At 65.8% G+C, this 18,912-nt stretch carries 22 protein-coding genes and 1 pseudogene; 13 read left to right on the top strand and 10 right to left on the bottom strand.

Features of this window, described 5'->3' with window-relative positions; all coding sequences use genetic code 11:
* Together JYJ84_RS11315 and JYJ84_RS11310 are read left to right on the top strand one after the other, a co-directional pair.
* A partial coding sequence (locus JYJ84_RS11315; protein WP_205189190.1) for a hypothetical protein occupies nt 1-198 on the top strand: 198 nt, incomplete at its 5' end.
* 280 nt (nt 199-478) lie between these two features.
* Complete coding sequence (locus tag JYJ84_RS11310; RefSeq protein WP_226213632.1) at nt 479-778, top strand: hypothetical protein; 300 nt, start codon at nt 479-481, stop codon at nt 776-778.
* Nucleotides 779-1,087: 309 nt separating this feature from the next.
* Here the strand turns inward: JYJ84_RS11310 and JYJ84_RS11305 are convergent, their stop codons facing one another.
* Together JYJ84_RS11305 and JYJ84_RS11300 are read right to left on the bottom strand one after the other, a co-directional pair.
* A complete protein-coding gene (locus JYJ84_RS11305; RefSeq protein ID WP_175220278.1) occupies nt 1,088-1,768 on the bottom strand; it encodes an HAD family hydrolase in 681 nt (226 codons plus the stop codon).
* An 81-nt stretch (nt 1,769-1,849) separates the two neighbouring features.
* Nucleotides 1,850-2,161 carry a winged helix-turn-helix transcriptional regulator gene (locus JYJ84_RS11300; protein WP_226213633.1) on the bottom strand — a complete coding sequence of 104 codons (312 nt, stop codon included), beginning with the start codon at nt 2,159-2,161 and terminating at the stop codon, nt 1,850-1,852.
* Nucleotides 2,162-2,412: 251 nt separating this feature from the next.
* Here JYJ84_RS11300 and JYJ84_RS11295 point away from each other — a divergent pair, with 251 nt between their 5' ends.
* On the top strand, nt 2,413-2,961 hold the full coding sequence (locus JYJ84_RS11295; protein ID WP_175220276.1) for a carboxymuconolactone decarboxylase family protein: 549 nt from the start codon (nt 2,413-2,415) through the stop codon (nt 2,959-2,961).
* 27 nt (nt 2,962-2,988) lie between these two features.
* On the opposite strand, the gene JYJ84_RS11290 is transcribed toward JYJ84_RS11295, so the two are convergent.
* Nucleotides 2,989-3,495 carry a helix-turn-helix domain-containing protein gene (locus JYJ84_RS11290; protein ID WP_175220274.1) on the bottom strand — a complete coding sequence of 169 codons (507 nt, stop codon included), beginning with the start codon at nt 3,493-3,495 and terminating at the stop codon, nt 2,989-2,991.
* Nucleotides 3,496-3,662: 167 nt separating this feature from the next.
* Between JYJ84_RS11290 and JYJ84_RS11285 the strand changes: the two genes are divergently transcribed.
* The 3 genes from JYJ84_RS11285 (at nt 3,663) to JYJ84_RS11275 (ending at nt 5,328) form a co-directional block, all read left to right on the top strand.
* Nucleotides 3,663-4,454: an SDR family oxidoreductase gene (locus JYJ84_RS11285; RefSeq protein WP_122947554.1), complete on the top strand. Its 792-nt coding sequence runs from the start codon at nt 3,663-3,665 to the stop codon at nt 4,452-4,454.
* A gap of 38 nt (nt 4,455-4,492) precedes the next feature.
* Entirely contained in the window at nt 4,493-4,912 is a 420-nt protein-coding gene (locus JYJ84_RS11280; protein ID WP_122947555.1) for a tautomerase family protein, read from the top strand.
* Nucleotides 4,913-5,004: 92 nt separating this feature from the next.
* Entirely contained in the window at nt 5,005-5,328 is a 324-nt protein-coding gene (locus JYJ84_RS11275) for a hypothetical protein (RefSeq protein WP_122947556.1), read from the top strand.
* A gap of 143 nt (nt 5,329-5,471) precedes the next feature.
* Here the strand turns inward: JYJ84_RS11275 and JYJ84_RS11270 are convergent, their stop codons facing one another.
* Entirely contained in the window at nt 5,472-6,917 is a 1,446-nt protein-coding gene (locus tag JYJ84_RS11270) for an APC family permease (RefSeq protein WP_174960578.1), read from the bottom strand.
* Nucleotides 6,918-6,944: 27 nt separating this feature from the next.
* Entirely contained in the window at nt 6,945-8,543 is a 1,599-nt protein-coding gene (locus JYJ84_RS11265) for a carboxylesterase/lipase family protein (RefSeq protein ID WP_240201851.1), read from the bottom strand.
* A gap of 123 nt (nt 8,544-8,666) precedes the next feature.
* Between JYJ84_RS11265 and JYJ84_RS11260 the strand changes: the two genes are divergently transcribed.
* The 3 genes from JYJ84_RS11260 (at nt 8,667) to JYJ84_RS11250 (ending at nt 10,949) form a co-directional block, all read left to right on the top strand.
* Entirely contained in the window at nt 8,667-9,221 is a 555-nt protein-coding gene (locus JYJ84_RS11260) for a TetR/AcrR family transcriptional regulator (RefSeq protein ID WP_122947558.1), read from the top strand.
* A 275-nt stretch (nt 9,222-9,496) separates the two neighbouring features.
* Nucleotides 9,497-9,805: a helix-turn-helix transcriptional regulator gene (locus tag JYJ84_RS11255; protein WP_043179776.1), complete on the top strand. Its 309-nt coding sequence runs from the start codon at nt 9,497-9,499 to the stop codon at nt 9,803-9,805.
* A gap of 82 nt (nt 9,806-9,887) precedes the next feature.
* A complete protein-coding gene (locus JYJ84_RS11250) occupies nt 9,888-10,949 on the top strand; it encodes an alkene reductase (RefSeq protein ID WP_175220272.1) in 1,062 nt (353 codons plus the stop codon).
* 97 nt (nt 10,950-11,046) lie between these two features.
* Here the strand turns inward: JYJ84_RS11250 and JYJ84_RS11245 are convergent, their stop codons facing one another.
* Genes JYJ84_RS11245 through JYJ84_RS11235 form a run of 3 tightly spaced genes read right to left on the bottom strand, consistent with a single transcriptional unit; the run spans nt 11,047 to nt 14,774 of the window.
* Nucleotides 11,047-12,339 (bottom strand): MFS transporter, encoded by a 1,293-nt coding sequence (locus JYJ84_RS11245; RefSeq protein ID WP_175220269.1) that lies wholly within the window; start codon nt 12,337-12,339, stop codon nt 11,047-11,049.
* A 14-nt stretch (nt 12,340-12,353) separates the two neighbouring features.
* Nucleotides 12,354-13,526, bottom strand: a complete 1,173-nt coding sequence (locus JYJ84_RS11240) for a porin (RefSeq protein WP_122947561.1) — start codon at nt 13,524-13,526, stop codon at nt 12,354-12,356.
* Nucleotides 13,527-13,586: 60 nt separating this feature from the next.
* On the bottom strand, nt 13,587-14,774 hold the full coding sequence (locus tag JYJ84_RS11235) for a M20 aminoacylase family protein (RefSeq protein WP_122947562.1): 1,188 nt from the start codon (nt 14,772-14,774) through the stop codon (nt 13,587-13,589).
* A 118-nt stretch (nt 14,775-14,892) separates the two neighbouring features.
* Between JYJ84_RS11235 and JYJ84_RS11230 the strand changes: the two genes are divergently transcribed.
* Complete coding sequence (locus JYJ84_RS11230) at nt 14,893-15,810, top strand: LysR family transcriptional regulator (protein WP_122947563.1); 918 nt, start codon at nt 14,893-14,895, stop codon at nt 15,808-15,810.
* Nucleotides 15,811-15,855: 45 nt separating this feature from the next.
* On the opposite strand, the gene JYJ84_RS11225 is transcribed toward JYJ84_RS11230, so the two are convergent.
* The gene (locus tag JYJ84_RS11225) at nt 15,856-16,383 is read right to left on the bottom strand and encodes a GNAT family N-acetyltransferase (protein ID WP_175220267.1); all 528 of its coding nucleotides are present in this window, start codon (nt 16,381-16,383) and stop codon (nt 15,856-15,858) included.
* Between the two features lie 87 nt (nt 16,384-16,470).
* Here JYJ84_RS11225 and JYJ84_RS11220 point away from each other — a divergent pair, with 87 nt between their 5' ends.
* The 3 genes from JYJ84_RS11220 to JYJ84_RS11210 all read left to right on the top strand — a co-directional run bounded on the left by JYJ84_RS11220 (nt 16,471) and on the right by JYJ84_RS11210 (nt 18,501).
* Nucleotides 16,471-17,082: a LysE family translocator gene (locus JYJ84_RS11220; protein WP_122947565.1), complete on the top strand. Its 612-nt coding sequence runs from the start codon at nt 16,471-16,473 to the stop codon at nt 17,080-17,082.
* A gap of 110 nt (nt 17,083-17,192) precedes the next feature.
* The gene (locus JYJ84_RS11215) at nt 17,193-17,495 is read left to right on the top strand and encodes a hypothetical protein (protein WP_205189189.1); all 303 of its coding nucleotides are present in this window, start codon (nt 17,193-17,195) and stop codon (nt 17,493-17,495) included.
* A gap of 49 nt (nt 17,496-17,544) precedes the next feature.
* On the top strand, nt 17,545-18,501 hold the full coding sequence (locus JYJ84_RS11210; RefSeq protein ID WP_122947567.1) for an alpha/beta fold hydrolase: 957 nt from the start codon (nt 17,545-17,547) through the stop codon (nt 18,499-18,501).
* Here JYJ84_RS11210 and JYJ84_RS11205 read toward each other — a convergent pair.
* A pseudogene (locus JYJ84_RS11205) lies at nt 18,498-18,912 on the bottom strand (phosphatidylinositol diacylglycerol-lyase); the annotation flags it as partial. The gene JYJ84_RS11210 and the pseudogene JYJ84_RS11205 overlap by 4 nt on opposite strands.

Raw genomic sequence — 18,912 nt, 5'->3', positions numbered from 1 at the left:
GCGGCCGCGAGCAAAATGGCGTATGACAGCGTTCGGGCGGCCGGCAGCACGCGCGCGAACCTAAGGCGGGCGAAGGCGACGGAAATGAGTGGCATGGTAACGGATCGGGTGGCGGATATGACTTTAACGGCGATGGTCGCAGAATCCGTCGCGCGCTGCCGGACAGTTGCGGAAAGCGATTCAGCCGGCCGGTTCTGATTCGCGTTCGGCCGCGCGCGCCTCCCCCGATCACGACGTCGACCAGCGCTTGATTACGCGGCCAACGACCGAATGCGAATTTTACGCAACGGTATTCTCTTTCGATTACAAATTCGGCATATTTAAAATAGAAATCAAAATAAATTATTTACACCAGATCAAACTTTAAAAATCCATCACATACAATACAACCGCCGATCCGGACAATTAAGACATTACTGCTTCGGCATCCCGTTTCAATTATCGACATTGTTTCAACAATAGATAAGGAGAAGCGATCATGGCTCAAGTTACGTTGTGGGGTAGCGTTCAGGGTAACGGTACGGTCGTGGATGGTTCGGGTGGATTCGCCGTGAAACGTGAAAGCACGGGCACGTATCAGCTCTCGTTCAGCACCGCCTTCACCAAGACGCCGGCGATTATCGGGTCGCAATGGGGGTACGGCGGCGGACAAAGCACGCTGGACAACGTGATCTTCCCTGCGCTTTCCGGCAGCGGCGCCACGATTCAAACCGGCGACTCATATGGCAAATACAGCGACCGGAATTTCAGCTTCGTCGTGATCGGTTCGATCAGCTGACACGCGATCCAGGCTGCATTTATTCCGAAAACCGGGATTTAAAGAAAATGATATTTCCTGAATCCTGAGCGAAATGCAGCCTCAATGGGTTCGTCAACTCGACGAACCCGGGATGCCGGGATGAAGCATGCGAAATCGCCATTTCGCGGACACCGATTCCCGGCATCCATCATCGGACCTGCCAGCCGCCGGCAGGGCGATCGCACTGGCCTGGAAGCTGACCACCGGGATCGTCGACATCCGGCGATCGACAGGCCGACCTCGCCCGGGATCGTGGCGCGGCCACGGCCATGGCGGCGCAGCCAGGCGTCAGCCCGATGCTTCGGACGGATCGCGCCCCATCCGTTGCACGATCGCATCCAGTTCGCCGATATGCGTGGCCACCGCCTGCTTGCCCGCGCGTGCCCATGCGTCGAACGACGTCATCCCGCTCACCGCGCCGACGAACGCCACGCCGGCACGCTCGGCTGCCTGCGCGTCCACCGCGTGGTCGCCCACGTAGATCGCCGAACGGGCCGGCACGCCCAGCCGCGCCAGCGCCAGCACGAGCCCTTCGGGATCGGGCTTGTGACGCTGCACGTCTTCCCCGCCGATCAGCACGTCGACGAGCGATTGCAATTCGTTCAGCGCAAGGATCGCCTCGATCCGGTAGCGGAACTTCGACGAAACGATCGCGACCGCGAGACCCTGCTCGCGCAGACGCGCGAGCAGCGACGGAACCTCGGGATAGATGCGCGTGCCGTGCACCATGATCTCGTCGGCGCGCGCCACGAAGTGACGCGCGAACGCGTCAGCTCGTGCCGGCTCGGCTTCTCCCGTCAGCGAGCGGAACATCTCGTGCAGCGGCAGCCCGATCACGGCACCGATCTGCGCCGGCGTCGCGGCGGCGGCATCCAGCCGATGCAACGCGTACTCCGTGCACGCGATGATCGCGGCCGACGAATCCGCCAGCGTCAGATCGAAATCGAAGAGGACGGCTCGAACAGACATGAAAGGACTCCGAAAAAAATTGGCTCGCACACGATGCGCGAACCGGCATGACGTGGCGATTCACACCCGCGTGTCGAGCGATCAGCGCGCCTGACCGGATTGCTCGCGATCGGCCGCGTCGAACCCGTCGGGGTCGCGTTTCGCCCATTGCTTTGCCCACCCCAGCAACGGCTGCAATGCCGCCTCGAGCCGCCGGCCTTCGGCGGTCATGCAGTAGCCGCCCTCGCCATGCTCGACGAGGCCCGACGCCTTGAGCTCCGCCAGCCGCGTGTTGAGCAGGCGTGCGTTCGTTTCGCAGGCTTCCTGCAGCGCACGGAATGTGAGCGGCTCGCCGCGCAGCTCCCACAGGATGCGCAGCGTGGTGCGCCGCCCGAGCAGATCCAGCACGACCATGATGGGTCGTCCCGTCTTCGATCCGCGAACGCGTTGTCCGATTTTGGGTGTCGTCATGCTGTACTTTTTAAAGCAAACGCCGCGTGGCGTCAATGAATCGATACGATGGCGCGCACATGCCGCATGGCCCTGCCGACGCTTTTTTCTTCCCTCTTGCTTTACTTTTTAAAGCACGCCACCTACGCTACCCGCTCAGCCATCGGCGAATGCGCGCGTTCACACGCACCCGCCACGAGCACGAAGGAGTTCACATGACTCAGCGTATCGCATGCGCAGTGCCGCCGTTCGCCCCCGACATTGCCGCGTCGCTCGACCGGATCATGCGGGGCCGCCCGCCGTTGCGCCTCTTCACCACGCTGGCGCGCGACGCGCGCCTGTTCACGAAGTTCTTCGCCGCCGGGCTGCTGGACAAGGGCCACCTCGATATCCGGCAACGCGAGATCGTCATCGATCGCACGACGGCGCTTTGCCGTTCCGAATACGAATGGGGGGTGCATGTCTCGGTGTTTTCGGCGGCCGCGGGGTTGACCGGCGAGCAGCTTCGCTCGCTGGCCCGCGGCGGCGCCGAGGATGCATGCTGGAGCGAGGCGGACCGGTTGCTGATCCGGCTGTGCGACGCGCTGCATCGGCATTGCGACATCGACGACGACCTGTGGCACGCGCTGCGCCCGCATTTCAGCGACGAGGCGCTGCTCGAACTGCTGATGCTCGCGGGCTTCTACCGGACCGTCAGCTACCTCACGAACGGGCTGCGCCTGCCGCCGGAAGCCGGCGCCGCGCGATTTCCGACTGAGCCGTGAACCGGCAGCGCGACGCGGATGCGCACGTCACGATTCGCTGCGCCGCGCGCGCGTCTTCTCGAGTCGCCAGTGCATGATCTCGTCCGCGCCGGGCCCTGCCTCCACGCGCAAGTCCGGCAGGTCGATCGGGCTACCCGTCTCGGCATCGACCAACGCCAGCCGCACCGCATGCCCCGAGCGCGCCTCCATGAAACGGAGCGGCGGCGCCTTCGATTCCGCCTGCCCCCAGGCATCGCCGACCTGCGCGAGCGCCATCAGCACGATGCCGATGTCGCGGCCGCGCGGCGTCAGATGGTATTCGTACCGGTCGGGGCGCGACTGATACAGCCGGCGCTCGATCAGCCCGCTGCCTTCGAGCGCCTTCAACCGATCCGACAGCGTCGCATGGGTCACGCCCGTGGACTGGCGCAGATCGTCGTAACGCGCCAGCCCGAGCGCCAGATCGCGCACGATCAGCGTGCTCCATCGATCGCCGAGCGCATCGAGCACGCTGGCGATCGAGCAGGTCATGCCGTCAAAACTCTTGGATTTCATCGCAACTCACCTTTCCTGACTTCGATGCGCAGCCCATGCCGGTGCGCGCACGGTGGTAATCGTATCGCATCGCATCCGGCAGCACTTGACGGCGTGTCGCCCTCCACTTACTCTAATAATAAGAGTTACAAGAAAGCTTGTCAGTCCAGCCCTTTGGAGGTTTGAACATGAAGCAAGAAGATCGAGGTGTGATGGTCGTAACCGGTGCGTCGTCGGGGATCGGCGCGGTCTATGCGGATCGTCTCGCTGCTCGCGGATACGACCTGATCCTGGTTGCGCGCCGGCACGAGCGGCTCGCGGCGCTCGCCGACCGGCTGCGGTCCGCATACGGCTGCGATGCGCAGGCCGTCGTCGCCGACCTGTCGAGCCCCGACGGCGTCACGCAGGTCGAGGCGCTGATCGACGGCACCGCCGATTTCACCGGCATCGTCAATGCGGCCGGCCTCGGTGCACTGGGCCTGTCGGTATCGGTCGACCCGGCCGCCGTCGACGCGATGATCCGGGTCAACGTGCTCGCGCTGACACGGCTGTCGCTCGCGGCCGCGCGCCGCTGCAGTGCTGCTGGACGCGGCATGATCGTGAACATCGGGTCGATCGTCACGCTGATGCCCGTGCCCGGTGCGGGCGGATACAGCGGCTCGAAAGCGTATGTGCTCAACTTCACGCGCTCGCTGCACGCCGAGCTTGCGCCGCGCGGCGTCGCGGTCCAGGCCGTGATGCCGGGGCCGGTGCGCACCGAGTTTTTCGGCAATGCGTCCGCGCCATTCCCCGATTCGCTGTTCATGACGCCGGAAACGCTCGTCGACACCGCGTTGCACGCACTGGATCACGAGGAATCGGTGTGCTTTCCGACGCTCCACGATCTCGGCGCATGGCAGCAGTTCGACGGCGCGCGCGGCACCCTCCTTCATGCCGTCACGCGGGATGGCCAGCCCGCCACGCGCTACAGCGCAATCTGACACGACACCAGCTCTCTCTCACGAACCGGGGAACACACATGCCGCTCTGGAACATCTACCATCCCGAACACACCTATTCCGATACCGACAAACTGGAGATCGCCGAGCGCATCGTCGGCTTCTACGACGGGTTTCTGCCGCGCTTCTACGTGAACGTGCTGTTCCAGCCGCTGCCCCCTGCGTCGTTCCTGATCGGCGGCCAGCCGACCGACGACTTCGTGCGGATCCGGGTCGACCACATCGCGCGGCAGATCGAGGATCCCGCCGAACAGGCACGGTTCATGCACCATGTCGGCAAACGCCTGGCGCCGTTCATCGGCGAGCGCGGCTTGCGCTGGGAAATCCACATCGGCGAAACGCCGTTCGGGCTGTGGACGATCGAGGGGCTGCGCCCGCCGCGGCCGGGCACGCCGGCCGATCTCAAGTGGCGCACGGAGAACCGGCCGTCGCCGTACTGAACGACACTGCCTCCCGGGGGCTGTCGTCCGACTCGAACGCCCCCGGAGGCATCGCCGCCGCATCCCCACGATTCGCGAATGGAGGCACTGCCGTGATCACCGAAATCGTCTTCTTCAAGCTGCAGCCCGACGTCGACCTGCCCACGCTGCGGAACCGCTATGAAACGACCGCCGTGAAGTGGGCGCTGAACCCGGACTTGCTGCACAAGTGGTACTTCTACGACGCGGCCACGCATGAAGGCGGCGGCGTGTACGTGTGGCGCACGCGCGAAGCCGCCGCGCACTGGCACGGCGACGAATACAAGGCGATGGTCGAGCGCGTGTACGGCTTTCCGCCCGTGATACGCGTGCTCGATACGATCGCGCATGTCGATGCGACGCAGGGGCGGTATGAGATCGTCGGCCTGCCGGGCTGAAACTGACGTGCATGGAGGAGGGGCTCGTCAGTCGAACCGAACCCGCCCCCCTGGATCGTCAGTCCGGAACGCCTTCGTCATGCATATCAATATGGATACCTTAACGAATAAATCATGTTCGTTTCAGGAATGCGTCTGCATGCTCAGCTATCGCTGAGAAATCGCCCCAGTCCGTTGTACGCAGAAGGCCGCGCACGTCGCAGCCAGACCGCGAAGCCGGCACCCGCGGCAGCAACCGCCGGCGTCGTCCACGGCAGAAGCGAAACGACGGTCGACGCCGTGCCTGCCATCAGCGATACGTTGCCGATCATTGCGTACAGGAAGTAAGCGAATCCGGCAAAGCTCAGGGCCGGAAACACGGCCCACCGGATGAACCGCGTTTCGCGCGCGCGGCGGGCCGCGAAGAAGCGGATGACCGCCAGCGCGGTCAACGCCTGAACGCAAACGATCCCGATCGCGGCCGGAATGCTGAGATACGGTGCAATCACCATCACCGGATCGACGCGATAGGCGGCAAACAAAGCGATCAGCGTGACCATGAGCACGGACTGCAGGTTCGCGGCTCGGACGGGCAGGCCCTTCTTCTCGCTCAATTGCGCGAGCCGCTTGAACGCAATGCCGTCGCGGCCCAGCGAATACCAGTAGCGCACGGTCGCATTGTTGAAACTGATGATCGCCGCGAGCATGCTGGTGATCAGCAGTGCGTTGGTGACCACCACCATCTGCTTGCCGAGCACCCGCTCCGTCACCGCGAACCACAGATCCGCGGGAGACTTCTCCGCCAGCGCGACGACTTCGGCATAGCCGAACGCGTTGGACATCTGCACCGTCGACACGACATAGATCGCCATGATGACTGCGACGCTGACGTAGGTGGCAACCGGAATGGAGCGGCCCGGATTCCGGACGTCGTTCGCATAGATCACCGTCGTCTCGAAGCCCATGTAGGCGACCACGACGAACACCAGCGACGTGCCGAACTTTCCGGTGAACACGTTAGCAGGATGCAGCGGCGCGAGGCTGAAGTGCTCGACCCCGCCGCCCGTGGCCGCGACCTTGAGGTTGAAGGCGACGATCAGCGCGATCTCGACGATCATCAGCAGGAACAGCACGGCGCCGTTGAACTGGACGTTGTTGATCGCGAACGCATGCACGACGGCTGCCGCGCAGAGTGTACTGACCCACCACGGCACGACCAGGCCGGTGAGGTTGTTGATGAAATAGCTGATATAGAACCCGAGCAACGCGTAACACGCGAGCGTGATCACGAAATACGACGCGACCGCCATGAACGCTGCGCCGACACCCGCCGGCCGGCCGAGCCCTTGCCCGACGTAGGCATACAGCGCACCCGCATTGCCCACGTGACGGCTCATCGCCGTGAAGCCGACGGCGAAACACAGGTAGATCAGGCCGACGCACAGGTAGGAACCTGCGATGCCGATGCCGTTGCCATACGCAACGCCGTACGGCACGCATCCGATCAGACTGGTGAGGGGCCCGTTGGTGGCCAGGACGAAAAACACGATCGCGACCCAGTTCAGGGGGCGCGTGGATGAGGATTCCGGGGTTACCGCTGACGTCTCCATGTCTGCTCCTTGTCGATGATGTGTGTGTCACGCGCCCGCGCACGCGGCGAACAGCGCCCGCCGGCGCTCGGCATCCGGATCCGCCTCGACGCGGCAGACCCGGTCGAAAATCCGTGTCGCACGCGCGTCCGGTGTGTAGCGCGGCCATACCGACACGCCGCTGGCGGACGGATCGCCGTATCGGGCGAAATCGGCCCACGCACGCTGCACGCGTGCAGCCAGGTCGAACCGCTCGCCAAGCGTGTCGGCCGAATACCGTGCGTTCGGGAGATCGGCGTCATCCCAGGCCGGCAATGGGTAGTCGAGCATGCCGAACACGAACGGGATTTCGGCGCCGTGAATCGAGTAATGGCCGCCGCAGCACGGGAATGCCCAGTCGAACCGGTACATGAACGTGTTCGCATGCCGGCTGTTGCGTTCCGCCAGCGCGACCGCGGGCATCCAGAACAGGACGTCGGTCAGGTCCCTGCCGATCGAGCGAGGCGGTATCGCACACGTACGCCCTGCGGCGTCAGCCGTTGCCCTCGCATCGTCCGGGCCGATGCTGAATGGCCTCAAGCCGTCCTCCAGCGCATCGCGGTAGCCGGCCGGCTCGAGCGGGCCGTGCGCGAGCAGCCGCGGCGCGAGGAAGTACGCCGACTCGTGCCGGGTGGTGCCGATCATCATCGGCACCGATGCGCGCGGGATTCTCGACGCATCGATGACGACACCATCGTCGACGGGCCAGAACGCGGTATAGCCATATCGGTCGATCAGGCGGCGCGCGGCCGCAAGCGCCTGTTCGTCGCTGATCGTATCGAGTGCGCGGATGTCGGCGCCAAACATCGACAGGAATTCGTCGGCCCTGACCTTTGCCTGCGCTCGCGTCAGCAGGGTGAGAAAGGCCCCGCTCTGGACGATCGCCTTGTGAAACAGGCCATCGGCCGACGGCATCATCGTGAGCGCGCAGATCTTCCCGCCACCGCCCGATTCACCGAACAGCGTCACGTTGCCTGCATCGCCGCCGAACGCGCCGATGTGTGCCGCAATCCATTCGAGCGCCAGCACGATATCCTGCTGCCCCACGTTCGCGGCAATCGAACGGCTGTCGCCCCGATCGCCGAAGTGCAGGTAACCGAAGGCGTTGAGGCGATGGTTGATCGACACGACCACCACCTGCTCCCTCTCGGCGAGCACGCGTCCGTCGTACAGGGACAGGTTGGCGGACCCGGACAGATAGGCGCCGCCATGCAACCACACCATCACCGGCAAGCGATCGCCGGGCGCCGCCGACGCCGGCGTCCAGACGTTGAGATTGAGACAGTCCGCCGAGTGATCTCCATCGAACTGCCATGCGGGCAAGTCGTCGTTGACCTGCGGACACGCATCGCCGTAGCGGCGGCAATCGCGGATTCCGTCCCATGCTGGCGCCGGCACGGGCGGCCTGAACCGCAAGTCGCCGATCGCAGCCTTTCCGTAAGGAATGCCAAGAAATTGACAGACGCCATCCTTGCAGCTGCCGCGGATACTGCCCTGCGCAAGCGTCAGCACGCCGTCGCGGCGCTCGGTGCAGTCGTCGATCGTGGAGAGGCTTGCCTGTTCGTTCATCGTGCTTTCAATGCCCGGGTAGATGGGTTCGAGGTTCATTGACGCGAAGTGTACCGTCCAGCCGGTACAGTACCGAACTCAAAAAAAATGGCAAAGGGAATTTGTATAATGCACCGTCCAGCCGGTACGGCTTATTTCGGTGCATTTTCCGCGCAATTCCCGATGAACGAGAATATCGATAGCGAAATTGGCGACACCAAGAGAAAAATATTCGAAGCCTCACGAAAAATCCTGCAGGACAAAGGCATCCTGGGATTAACCCTTGCCGAGGCCGCCTCGGTTGCGGGCATCAGCAAGGGGGGGCTGCTCTATCACTTCTCGAGCAAGTCGGAACTCCTCGCAGGGCTGCTGCATTTCGAAGCGACCACCTTCGAGCAGGCCGTGACCGACGCCGCGCTGGCGGACGGCCAGCCCGGCGCCTGGACCCGCGCGTACATCATCGCAAGCTCCGAGCAGGCGCTCCAGGGCAGGAGCTTGTCGGCCGTGATCGGCAGCCTGCTCCTGGAGCCGAGCCTGCTCCCCGTCTATGCGGGCCACGCTGCCCGCTGGACGGAATTGCTGAGCCGGGACGCGTTGCCGGAACGGACCGCGCGGATCATCCGCTTTGCCGTCGAAGGATTGTGGTTCGATGAAGTGTGCGGGGTACGTCCGCTGGACCCGACGCAGCGCCAGGCATTCATCGACGAATTGCTGGCGATGACACGCCCGAACGACTGAAGCCCGCCAACGTGCGGCGGGTGCCTGCCGAGCCTGCGTCCGATTTGGTCTGAAGCAGCTTCCGCGCCCGTAGTCGGCGGCGGCTACGCCTCCCGCCCCCTCCCCGTGAGCGGCTCGGGCGTCAGACAGCCCCGCCCGGCCAGCCTTGAAGCCCTCAATAGTAGTTCGCTATCAACCCCATTGCCAGCAATGCTTTCAAACATATCGTCAAATTCCGATATAAGATTCGCCCATCGACGATACCCCATTGCCTGACCGAAACGCCAAACCCATCCATGCCGACCGAACTCGACATCGAAGCGATCCTGAAAGCGCTCTCGAACCCCGTGCGCCGGGAAATCCTCGTCTGGCTGAAAACGCCGGACGTGCATTTCCCGAACCAGACGCTGCCGTACGAACACGGCGTCTGCGCGGGCCAGATCGACGCGCGCTGCGGGCTGTCGCAATCGACCGTCTCCGCGCACCTCGCGACGTTGCAGCGCGCGGGGCTCGTGACGTCGACACGGATCGGCCAGTGGGCGTTTTTCCAGCGCAACGAGGCCGTCATCGACGCATTTCACGACGCCCTGCGCCGCGAACTCTAGCCAACACGGCCGAACCGGCCATCCGGGTTGCGGTCGCCGATGACGCGACGGTTGCCCGCCTTTCGTGAAGAGGTTATTTGCCATGCCCACACTGTTCGATCCCGTCACCCTCGGCGACCTGACCCTGCCGAACCGCATCGTGATGGCCCCGCTCACCCGCTCCCGCGCGGGCGCGGCACGCGTGCCGAACGCCCTGATGGCCCGCTACTACACCGAGCGCGCCACGGCCGGCCTGATCATTACCGAGGCAACGTCGGTCACGCCGCAGGGCGTCGGCTATGCGGACACGCCCGGCATCTGGTCCGACGAGCAGGTCGAGGGCTGGAAACAGGTGACGCAGGCCGTGCATGCGGCCGGTGGGCGCATCGTGCTGCAGCTCTGGCACGTCGGCCGGATCTCCGACCCGGTGTTCCTGAACGGCGACCTGCCGGTCGCGCCGAGCGCGATTGCCGCGGGCGGCCACGTGAGCCTCGTGCGTCCGCAGCGCCCGTATGTGACGCCGCGCGCACTCGAGCTCGACGAAATCCCGGGCATCGTCGCCGCTTACCGCAAGGGCGCCGAGAATGCGAAGGCCGCCGGCTTCGACGGTGTCGAGATCCACGGCGCGAACGGCTACCTGCTCGACCAGTTCCTGCAGGACAGCACCAATCGCCGCACCGATGCGTACGGTGGCCCGATCGAGAACCGCGCACGCCTGCTGCTCGAAGTGGTCGACGCAGCGATCGACGTGTGGGGCGCCGGCCGTGTCGGCGTGCACCTTGCACCGCGCGGCGACGCGCATACGATGGGCGATTCCGATCCGGCGGCAACGTTCGGCTATGTCGCGCGCGAACTCGGCCGCCGCAAGATCGCGTTCATCTTCACGCGCGAATCGTATTCGGGCGACCACTTGAGCCCGCGCCTGAAGGAAGCGTTCGGCGGCCCGCTGATCGCGAACGAGCAGTTCACGCTCGACAGCGCGCAGGCCGCACTCGCGAACGGCAGCGCCGACGCGATCGCATGGGGCAAGCTGTTCATCGCGAACCCCGACCTGCCGCGCCGCCTCGAACTCGGCACAGCGCTCAACAAGCCGGTGCCGGAGACGTTCTACGCGGAAGGCGAAACGGGTTATACCGATTACCCGGCGCTGAGCGACGCGGCCTGATCGCGCAGCGAGCCATGCGCGACGAATGGACCGGCCTCGCCCGTCCGTTCGTCGCGCACACCACCGGGCGGGCATGCAACGCGCTCGCCCTTCCCGCTCACCGCCTGCCGTCCACGGCGGGCGCGTCCACGAACAACGCCAGACCGACCAGGCTCGCCGCGCTACATCCCAGCACATACCACGCAGGGGCGTAAAAACTGCCGGTCGCGCGCCACATCGCACCGACGATCAGTTGGGCGAACCCGCCGAAAATCGTCACACCGAGCGCATAGATCATCCCGAGCGACATCGCCCGCACTTCGGGCCGAAATGCATCGAGAATCATTACGAAGCCGGCGGGACTCGACAGCGTCATCAAGCCGATCAGCACAATCACGACCGCGACCGCGGTGACCACCGACGGCCACATGCTCATCGCGTAAAACGCCGGCAGCACGAGCACGGCCGACGCGACACACGTCACGCCCACCAGCCGCTTGCGACGACGCACGCGATCCGCGAGCCGTCCCGCGAGCGGCGAACCGATCAGCAGCACGACGCCCGCCGCGCAGCCCGACAGCAGCGACACCGACGCCGGCATGCCGACGGTCAGCGTCAGGAACGATGGCAGGAAAAATACGATCGTATAGGTGGTCGACGTGCCGCCGATCACGAGCAGCGTACCGGCCACGACCTGCCGCCACGGAATGCGTGCACGCTCACGCGGTGCGCCGGCCGCCGCGTGCGGCAGCGTATCGTCGAGGTGACGCCGCAGATAAAAGCCGACCGGGCCGATCAGCAGACCGAGCACGAACGGTACGCGCCATCCCCACGCGTGCAATGCTTCGGGCGACAGTGCGCGCGACAGCGTCAGCGCGACGAACGCGCCGACCAGCGTCGCGCCGCCCTGGCTCGCCATCTGCCAGCTCACCCGCTCGCCGCGCCGGCCGGTGTCACCCGACTCCATCAGCAGGGTCGTCGCGGCGCCGACTTCGCCCCCCGCCGAAAAGCCCTGCAGCAAGCGCCCGATGACGATCAGCAGCGGCGCGGCGATGCCGATCTGCGCGTAGGTCGGCGCGAAGCCGATGATCCCGGTGCCGAGCGCCATCAACGCGACCGTCAGCACGAGTGCCGGCTTGCGCCCGGCACGGTCCGCATACGCGCCGATCGCGACGCTGCCGAGCGGCCGCGCGACGAACCCGACGCCGAACGTCGCGAGCGACAGCATCAGCGCGCCGACGTCGCTCGACGCGGGAAAGAACAGCTTGCCGATCAGGGCGGCGAAAAAACTGTAGACGGTGAAGTCGAAGAACTCGAGTCCGTTGCCGAGTGCGGCCGCAACGACCGTGCGGCGCGTCACGCGCGGCGCGGCATCGACCGGCGCAGCGGCCGTGCGATTCAGGGTATGCATCGGAAAATTCCCGTTCAGAAGTTGTGATACATGCCGAGCGACAGCGTCACGGGGGTCGTCCCGGTGCGTGGTGCGGTGCCGCCCGGCTCGGTCGGCAGCGGGTTGCCGTTCAGCAACACGGTCGAGATGCCGTAGTTGCGGATGAACCCCGCACGCGCATAGAGGCCCGTGCGTTTCGACAGCAGGTAGTCATAGCCGAGCATCGCACCGAGCGCCGAGTCCTTGGCCGGCTGGCCGGCCGCGTCGCGTACGCCCGACGTATCGCGATAGACGACCGACGCGCGAATCGCATTGACGCCGAACGGCACGATCGCGCCAACCGTGTAGACGCGCGCGATGCCGTCGCCGGCCAGCTTCGGCGCGTACTGGTTGAACGATGCGGACAGCACGATCCGCCCCGTGTCATAGACGGCGCCGAGCCCGTACAAGTCGTTGCGCACGGTGCTCGCCCCGTTGACGCCCCACACCTGGTTGTAGCTCGCGGCCAGATAGGTCGTGCCGTTGTACCACTGCAGCAGCGCACCTTGCGCGGACGCCGCGGGCGCGCGCCCGGCAACGTTGCTCGGCGCATACATCAGCATCAGCGACGTGGTGCCCGCGACGATCGGCGTACGGTACGTGATGGCGTTGTCGACGCGCGCCGGCAATTGCGTCGCCCCTGGCCCGAGGTCCGAGTTGTAGCCGACGCCGCGGCTCGTCTGCACGGCTGCCGCGCCCAGCCACGTATAGACCGAGTTCGTGCCCACCGTGCCGAATACGTCGATGAACAGCGGCAGCGCCGTGCCGATCTGCTTGCCGAGACGCAGCCGCCCGAAGCTGTCCGACGACAGGCCGACCCACGACTGCCGGTTGTAGGTCGACTGCTTGTCCTGCTGCGCGCCGTTGTTCGCGAGAAAGCCGCTTTCAAGGTTGAACTCGGCACGCCAGCCGCCGCCGAGGTTCTCACGGCCGAAGAAGCCGAATTTGGAGGTCCACTCGCCGCCGCTCTGCGTCTGCCACAGCGAATGGCCGCCGACCGTCTGGTAGTTGATCCCCATGTCGACCGAACCATACAGCGCGACGCCCTCCGTCAGTCGACCGTTGTACTCGGGCACCGCCGCCAGCAACACGTCCTGATAGGGCACGGCGCGCGCGTTGCCGGCGCCGAGCGCGAGACAGGCCGCGCCAAGTGCAAATCGCTTCTTCATTCGTTATCCTTATCGTAAAGTCAATCCATGTCCGGCCGGCGCGTCTCCGGTGCGCCGTCGTCAGCCCGCCTTCAGGAAGCGTTCGGCGATACCGGCGAAATAGGCCGCCCCCCAGCTCAGCGCGGTGTCGTTGAAGTCGTAACCCGGGTTGTGCACCGAACACCCGCCCCGGGAATCGACGCCGTTACCGATCAGCACGTAGCAACCCGGTACGCATTCGGTCATCCACGAGAAATCCTCGCTGCCCATCACGCCGTCGGGTAACAGCATGAGCGCGCCTTCTCCGGCCAGCGCCGCGATCGTCTCGACCGCGAGATCCGACGCCGCGCGGTCGTTGTCCACGACACGCGAGATCGAGTGGTATTCGATCTGCGCGGTCATCCCGTAAGCCTGCGCCTGTGCGTCGACGATCCGGCGGATCCGCGCCTCGATTTCGTCGCGCGTGGCCGCATCGAGCGCACGCACGGACAACTGCAGCGTCGCGGTTTCCGGAATCACGTTCGGCGCGGTGCCCGCATGGAACGTGCCGACGGTCACGACGGCCGGTTTCAGCGGATCGACGTTGCGGGAGACGATCGATTGCAGCGCGGTCACGATTTGCGCGCCCGCGACGATCGGGTCGCTCGCGAGCTGCGGCATCGCACCGTGCCCGCCCTTGCCCGTCACGGTGATCGTCACCGAATCGGACGAGGCCATCATCGGCCCGTAGCGCAACGCGAAATGGCCGACCGGCACGCCCGGCGCGTTGTGCAGCGCATACACGCGTTCACACGGGAACCGTTCGAACAGGCCATCGTCGATCATCCGCTTTGCGCCACCGAGCCCCTCCTCGGCCGGCTGGAAAATCACGTTGAGCGTGCCGTCGAATCGGCCCTGTTCAGCGAGATAGTGCGCGGCGGCCAGCAAGATCGCCGTATGGCCGTCGTGTCCGCACGCGTGCATCGTGCGCGCAACCGTACTCGCATACGGCAGCCCCGTCGCCTCCTCGATCGGCAGCGCGTCCATGTCGGCGCGCAGGCCGAGCGTGCGCGCCGACGCGCCGCGCCGCAACTGGCCGACGACACCCGTGCCGCCCACGCCCGTCGTCACGTCGTAACCCCATGCGGCCAGCTGTTCGGCGACGAGCTGCGCGGTGCGGGTCTCGGCGAAACCGAGCTCGGGATGGGCGTGGATGTCGCGGCGGATCGCCACGAATCGGGACTCCGACTCGCGAATCGCCGCGAGTACGTGAGCAAGGTTCTGCGTCATGAATGGCTCCGTGGAATCGGCCGCGTCGCGACCGTCTCGGCCAAGCATAGAGACGCGTTTCGGGTCAAAAAACTCACGAATTTTGATGCGGATAACTTTTGGTAATATCTTCCGCATCATGAAAATCCATCAATTGCGCGCGCTCGTCGCGGTCACGACGGCCGGCAGCATCAAGGCCGCCGCCCGGACCCTGCACGTCACGCAGCCGGCCATCAGCAAGGCGATCCAGGAACTGGAGAACGAGTTCGGCGTACCGCTCCTCGAGCGCAAGCCGTGGGGCGTCGCGCCGACGCCGGAAGGCGACGCGCTGCTGGGGCGCGCGCAGGCTGTCGTGCGCGAGCTCGAACGGGCGAGCGAGGACATGGCGCACATGAAGGGGCTGCGAGACGGGCGGCTCGTGATCGGCTTCACGCCGATCGTCGCGGTGACGGGCTTTGCGGAGGCCTACGCCGCGTTCCGCCGCCACTGGCCGAACGTCGAGTGCGAACTGCGTGAACTGACGTTCAACCTGCTCTCGGAACAGTTGCGCAATCGCACGCTCGATCTCGCCTTCGTCGCCGTCACGGGCCCCATTGCCGAGTCGGTCGACATCAAGGCGATCCGCACGTTCGACACCGCGTTCGTCACCCGCGAGAACGGACGCTTTGCGGGCGCGACATCGCTCGACGCGCTGCGCGACGCGGAATGGATCCACGCCGATGCGAGCGACAACTTCCCTACGTATATCCGTGACCTGCATGCGCACGCGGGCCTGCCCCCGCCGCGCTGCATCACGCGCTGCACGTCGTATGCGCTGTTCTACAGCCTGATGATGACCAACGATGCGATTTTCTCGTGGACCCGGCTCTCGCTCGCGGAAACCGTGTTCGGCCAGAAGCTGACGCCGCTGCCGTTACCGATGTCGCCGCCACCGCTGCAGTTGTACCGACTCACGCCGCCGGGGCTGCAACTGACGCGGCCCGCGTCCGACTTTCTTGCACACGTGGAAGCCGCGTTCGCGTCGCTGCCGCTTACCGGAAACCAGGCATTGCGCTGAGACCGGATCGTGACGCAGACGGCATCATGACTCGCCGGGCCTGCGTCAGCCTGGAACGCGCATCCGCATGAACACGCGCTGTGTCTCGTCGAGCCCGAGCGCGACGTGGTGCGCGCGGATCGCACGCAGCGTGTCGTCGAGCGTGGCGTCGTCGACGATGCTGAAACCCAGCCGCGCGTAGTACGGCGCATTCCACGGCGCGTCGCGAAACGTGGACAGCACGACCTCCGCGATGCCTTCCTGCGCCGCGCGCGCAGTCACCTGTTCGATCAGGCGCGCGCCGATCCGCTGTCCGGCATGCGACGGCGCGACATCCAGTTCTTCCAGATAAAGCCGCTGCGCATCGAGCAGCCGGTAGAACGCAAACCCGACACACGCGCCTTGCGCATCGACTGCCACATAGGCCCGGCCGCCATCGATGCGCACGAGCACGGCGGTCGTATCGGTCGGCTCGGCTTCCGCGATGTGGGTCATGCCGATTTCGCGAAACCGCTGCGCGGCAGCGACTTCGACGGCGGCCATCGCGGCCGCGTCTTCCCGCGTGGCGGGACGGATCAGGATCGGTGCAGTCATGACGGCAACTCAGGCAGACAGTCTGGAACGGCCGTCACTATAATCGAAACTTCATACGTTTCGAACGCTCCGCCCACGAAGTCCGTCATGACGCTGTCCGCGCTCGCCGTCTTCGCTGTCACCCTGCTCGTCACCGCCGGCACGCCCGGGCCGAGCGTCGCCGCGCTGGTCGCGCGCGTGCTGACGAACGGCGTGCGGGACGTGCTGCCGTTCCTGGCGGCCATGTGGCTCGGCGAAGCGCTGTGGCTCACGCTCGCGGTCGCGGGGCTCTCCGCGTTCGCCCGCACGTTCGAGACGGGCCTGATCGTGCTGAAGCTGCTCGGCGTCGCGTACCTGCTGTTCCTCGCCTGGAAGATGTGGATCGCACCGACCGAGACCGGCACCGACGACCTGCCGCGCGGGCAGTCGCCGTGGCGCATGTTCGTCGCGGGCATGCTCGTCACGCTCGGCAATCCGAAGATCATGGTGTTCTATCTCGCGCTGCTGCCGACCATCGTCGATCTCACGCACGTCGGCGTAACCGCGTGGGCCGAACTGGTCGCCACGATGCTCGCGGTCCTGATCCTGGCCGACTGCTTCTGGTCGCTGCTTGCGTCGCGTGCACGGGCTTTCCTGACGTCGGCACGCGCGAAGCGGATCGCCAACCGCACGAGCGCGACCGCGATGGCCGGTGCGGCAGTGGTGATCGCGACGCGCTGAGCGACGCCCCGTCGCACGCCACGTCGTCGCCAGTCGACCCGCCCGCCATGTCGCAACTCGGAGCCATGCCTCCCGCGCTCGCCGCCCAGTCGATTTCCCGTCGCGAAATCGTGCTGCCGCTCGCCGCTGCACTCGAATGCATCGATTTTTGCGAGTGCCATCGCATCCCGATCTACGGCTGGGAAGGCTGGGTCCTGACCATCGACGGTCGGGTTGGGCACGGCAGCGCGCCGCAAGGCACCGTCTGCCTCGCAGACTGGCCGCTCGAGGACGCCGCTGCGCTCTGCCGCCGCACGATGGTGTCCGACGCCGAAGCGTGGCAGACCGACAATCCCGGAACCACGGACAAGCTGCATTTCTGCATTACGATCGGCGACCCGCCCGAGTCGCCGCGCTCGCGCAGCGGTAACTGACCAGCAAACCCGAACGGAAATCCGCTCACTGCACCGGAGGGGAATCGACATGAAAACCTGGCTATCGGCCGCCCTGCTCTGCCTGTCCGCCACGGTCGCGCACGCGGCCGGCGTCAAGTTCGCCAGCATCCCGACCGACGCAACCGGCCCCGAGCTGCGCGTGGCCATCTGGACACCCTGCGCGACACCCGCGCAACCGCTCACGATCGGCCCGTTCCTGCTGAAAGGGCAACGCAACTGCCCGACCGTCGGCGACAAGCTGCCGCTCGTCGTGATCTCGCACGGCCACGCCGGCACGTACTTCGGGCATCACGACCTCGCCGAAACGCTTGCGGATGCGGGCTTCGTCGTCGCGGCGATCAACCATCCCGGCGACACGCATGCCGACACCAGCCACTCGGCCGACCTGAGGGAACTGGCCGAACGGCCGGTGGACATCAAGCGCCTGGTCGACTACATGCTGGCCAACGGGCCCGACGCCGCGCATATCGATCCCGCGCGGATCGGTTTCTTCGGCTTCTCGCGCGGCGGCTACACGGGCCTCGTGCTGGCCGGCGCCAATCCGGATTTCGTGCACGCGCACGTGGCCTGCCCCGACCCGACCTGGCTGATCTGCAAGCAGATCCGCGACCATGACCTGCCGCCCCAGCCGCTCACGCACGATCCGCGGATCAAGGCCTACGTCATCGCCGACCCGATGAACGAATTCCCGACCGCCGATACGCTGAAGGATGTGCACGCGCCGATCCAGCTCTGGGCGTCCGAAGCGGGCGGCGACGGCGTCGAGCCGGAAACAGTGCCCGCGCTGGCCGGCCTGCTGCCGCAACGGCCGGAATTCCACGTCGTGCCGCATTCCGCGCATTTCGCATTTCTCGCACCGTGCTCCGAGCAACTGGCGCGCAACTCGCCCGAAGTCTGTACCGATGCAAACGGATTCGATCGCGCGGCATTCCACGACACGCTCGACGCAAAGGCGCTCGCGTTCTTCAGCGCCCAGCTCCGCTAACAGCGAAACGTCTTGCGCCAGACGCCCGGCACCGGCACATGATCGTTGCACGCGATCAGCGCGCGCACCAGCGCCCAGTCGTCGTCATCGCAGAAGTCGAGCAGCATCGCGCCGCACGGGCCGCGCTGCGCGCGCAGCCGTTCGGCCAGCCGCGCATGAATGCCCTGCACCCTGCCGTCACCGTGCGCGACCACGGACGGATTCGCGCCCATCCCGGTCCCGCTGCAGAAGTTGATCGCCCAGCGGCCGCTGTCCGGCGACGGCAGGTCTGTCAGCAGCGCGTCGATCGCACGCCACTTCCAGCCGATCGACGCGGCCACCGGCACGCGATATTCGTCCTGGATCACGAACGCGCCATCGGGATGATCGATCGTGAACGTCGCGTTGTCGGGCCATGCGGTCAGGTCGATG

Source organism: Burkholderia sp. LMG 13014, from assembly GCF_905232215.1.
GTDB lineage: Bacteria > Pseudomonadota > Gammaproteobacteria > Burkholderiales > Burkholderiaceae > Burkholderia.
Note: the sequence above shows the minus strand (reverse complement) of the source record. Positions and strands in the feature narration are given on the sequence as shown.